At 41.0% G+C, this 2,863-nt stretch carries 8 protein-coding genes; 1 reads left to right on the forward strand and 7 read right to left on the reverse strand.

What is annotated here, in order from left to right:
- Positions 1-370, forward strand: a 370-nt coding sequence (locus MFLO_RS13645) for a PH domain-containing protein (protein WP_036098577.1), incomplete at its 5' end; no start/stop codon positions are given.
- A 100-nt stretch (positions 371-470) separates the two neighbouring features.
- Here the strand turns inward: MFLO_RS13645 and MFLO_RS13650 are convergent.
- The 7 genes from MFLO_RS13650 to MFLO_RS15880 all read right to left on the reverse strand — a co-directional run bounded on the left by MFLO_RS13650 (position 471) and on the right by MFLO_RS15880 (position 2,810).
- Positions 471-767: a hypothetical protein gene (locus tag MFLO_RS13650; RefSeq protein ID WP_036098578.1), complete on the reverse strand. Its 297-nt coding sequence runs from the start codon at positions 765-767 to the stop codon at positions 471-473.
- Positions 768-1,088 (reverse strand): sigma-70 RNA polymerase sigma factor region 4 domain-containing protein, encoded by a 321-nt coding sequence (locus tag MFLO_RS13655; RefSeq protein ID WP_036098580.1) that lies wholly within the window; start codon positions 1,086-1,088, stop codon positions 768-770.
- Entirely contained in the window at positions 1,060-1,389 is a 330-nt protein-coding gene (locus MFLO_RS15235) for a nucleotide modification associated domain-containing protein (RefSeq protein ID WP_149023063.1), read from the reverse strand. Before MFLO_RS15235 ends, MFLO_RS13655 begins: the two co-directional genes overlap by 29 nt.
- A gap of 139 nt (positions 1,390-1,528) precedes the next feature.
- Positions 1,529-1,714: a hypothetical protein gene (locus MFLO_RS13665; protein ID WP_036098582.1), complete on the reverse strand. Its 186-nt coding sequence runs from the start codon at positions 1,712-1,714 to the stop codon at positions 1,529-1,531.
- A 5-nt stretch (positions 1,715-1,719) separates the two neighbouring features.
- Positions 1,720-1,899, reverse strand: coding sequence for a hypothetical protein (locus tag MFLO_RS13670; RefSeq protein ID WP_036098583.1), 180 nt, complete (start codon positions 1,897-1,899; stop codon positions 1,720-1,722).
- Positions 1,896-2,450, reverse strand: coding sequence for a 3D domain-containing protein (locus tag MFLO_RS14895; RefSeq protein ID WP_162148167.1), 555 nt, complete (start codon positions 2,448-2,450; stop codon positions 1,896-1,898). Before MFLO_RS14895 ends, MFLO_RS13670 begins: the two co-directional genes overlap by 4 nt.
- Before the next feature lie 81 nt (positions 2,451-2,531).
- The gene (locus MFLO_RS15880) at positions 2,532-2,810 is read right to left on the reverse strand and encodes a hypothetical protein (RefSeq protein WP_036098585.1); all 279 of its coding nucleotides are present in this window, start codon (positions 2,808-2,810) and stop codon (positions 2,532-2,534) included.
- Positions 2,811-2,863 lie beyond the last annotated feature (53 nt).

Here is a 2,863-nt window from a genome sequence, read left to right on the forward strand (position 1 = left end):
TAAAGAAATCAAATTAAGCTGGGCTGGCTTGATTCCCTCGTTATTATGGAGTTGGATTCTTATTTGGATTCCAAGCATGATAACAGCAGTTAAAATCGCGACTACTAAATACACGATAACTGGCAACCAGCTAACTATTACAACGGGACTGCTAAACAAACGAAAAGAAGGTATTGACCTCTACCGCATTAAAAATGTATCGTCAAATCAATCGGTTTTTGGATATGGAAACATACATATTACTGATCAAAATAATGTCACACATATACTTCAATATGTAGCGGACTCAAACAATATTTCTGGTCTGGTTAAAGACTATGCGCAAACAGCACGAAAAGAACAAAATATTCGTGTTCATGAATCGTTTTAAGAAAAAAAGAGGCGTCGTACAGGTGTGCGGCGCTTTTTACATCTTAACAGAACAAAGCGCCATACAAGAGTGTTTTTCTACTCTAGTATGACGCTTTTTCTTATGTAAACTCTCTAAACTCGGTTTCACCTGCAAGCCTGCGCTCCATTTGACGATCTGTCAGCCAGCTATCAGGCAACTGCATTTTCAGGCGGTCCTTATTCGCAATATCGTCCGCTAGCACAAAGTCAGCCAACTTTTCAAGTAGGGGGTCGCCAACCTCCAAGTTGTTGAAGTAAATCATGTCCTCAGCGAGTTCTTTGCGCTTTTCAAGTGGGATCAAGCCAGCTTTTGCCTCTTTCATTTTTTCGTCGACCAACGCAAAGAGTTCTGCGCGTTCTACGTCAATAGTTTCCAATCACAAACTCCTTTCCATTTTTTCCCATTTATTAAACACGGCCTGAATTTTACTTACTGCCCGATTATAGGTTCGACTTACAGAAGGCTGACTCACATGTAGCTCATATGCTATTTCATGTTGAAGCCACTCATCAAAGCAGTACTTTTTAATAATGAACAGTTGACGCGCAGTTAATTGCGCCTCTTTAACCGCCTGCTCGAGCACTAGCAAATCATCTGTTGCGCTTTGCCAGTTGTTGCTTGTGCTCTCTACAAAAGCTCGTTTGCGTATATAGGCTTTCAGTTGGACTTTAGCGGGTACGTAGCGAATTGGCTTCATAAGTCAAGCACTCCACAGTGTCTTTTTCATTTTTTTCGTCTAACCAGTTAAGTGTTAACAAACAATATCCAATCATATCTTTCAATGTGTCCTCAATTGATTCGCCTACCTTATCAGGTTCGCCTTTCGTCAGTGCTCGTAAGCGGCTCATTTTGTCGTCAAGGCGAATGGTTGCGGCCAGCATTCCATATTCGTGCATTTGATGGTCGAATGAGTTGCCATAGTTCGTATTTTTTCGTTCCAAAATATCTAGTATCTCGAAAGTGATTTCTTTCAAGTTGTCCTTTTTGAACTGGTTCACTTAATGTCCAGCTTTACTTTTAATATACTAACGAATAACGCAAAGACAAAGCTGATCATCAATGGTGTTAGCACGATAAACCATGACCAATCAATTGCCCCTATTAGTTTACAAAGAATAAATACAAGGGTCAGCCTATTTAGAAATACCATTTATCCACTTCCTTTTCTACTTTTTTATACACACGCTTGTAGATAAAAACAAACACAATGTAGCTTAAAAGTGCAATGATCTCAGGTAAGAATACTAGCCACCAAGACCAAGAAATGACTCCTGCTAATTTACAGATTACAAGAATGATTGTTAAAAGTTCTAAAATCCCCAAATTATTCACTTCCCCTTAGTATTTAACTTGATATCAATTACAGCTACAACGAATACTGCGATTCCCCCCGTTATATAACCACTCCACCAACTCGTAGCATCGAACTGACCAAACAGCGCAACATGTATAGCTTTAAAAAGTGTAATAACTGCTACTGTGCATAGAACACCAATAAAAAACCTCATTTAATCAACCTCCACGAACCTTGCTGTCTACCGAAGTTAACCGCGCTGCTCTTGTCCGGATAAGCGAGGTCAAACTTGTTGCCTTTAATCGCGCCGCCTCTATCACGCACAATGCCTTCAACAGTCTGCCCGCTAACTTTTATTTCTACAATAGAGTTAAACGGAACAGAAGGCGGAGCCGCAATAACACGATATCCTTGATAATAAATAGACTTATAGAGGTTGTCGCCTTTGGCGGTAATGCCTCCGCCCTGCATCGCGTCATTGGCGGGGTAATATGCGGTGAACTCGCCTGACTGCCAACCAGACGCCGGAGAAGCAGAGGCTTCGGCTTGATTATTTTTCTGAATACTCAACGGCTTTTTAACTTCTGGTTGCTCATTTTGAAGTGCATGAAGCTTATTCTTCAGATTCTGGATTTCTTCGTTTTTGGAGCTTAAAATGCTATGTAGTTGCTCATTTTCCGCTTGCCAAGCGAGCGCATTAGGCGCCACTTGATTCGCAAGTTGTGACGCCTCAATGCTTGGAATTTGTGGCGCGGGGCTAGTCATTAAACTTGTCGTCATTAAAATTGTTGGAATTATTGTGCTGATAATTAGCCTCCTTTAGTCATTAAAACGTATTTTCTACAACTAAGCAGACTCTAGTAGTCTACTAATATCATCGGCGCTTGCACGCCCAACCAAGCGCTTAATCTCAATCTGCTGCCCTTCATCGTTCACACGTTTGAGCACAAGTGTTGGTGTCTGGCGCACGCCTGCCGATCTGAAAAAGTCTTCTCCTAATACTTCGAGTTTACAATTTACTAAAGATACATTTAAAGGCCATTCAACTACTTGTAAAGCAAAGCTAGTAGCTACACAAGGCGAGCACTGACCCTTGCTATAAAATTCAAGTACGTATTGTTGCATTAATTATCGTCCTCCAAACTTAGAATCGCGATTAACAACGAAATTGCGGCTGA

The organism is Listeria floridensis FSL S10-1187 (genome assembly GCF_000525875.1).
GTDB classification, from domain to species: domain Bacteria; phylum Bacillota; class Bacilli; order Lactobacillales; family Listeriaceae; genus Listeria; species Listeria floridensis.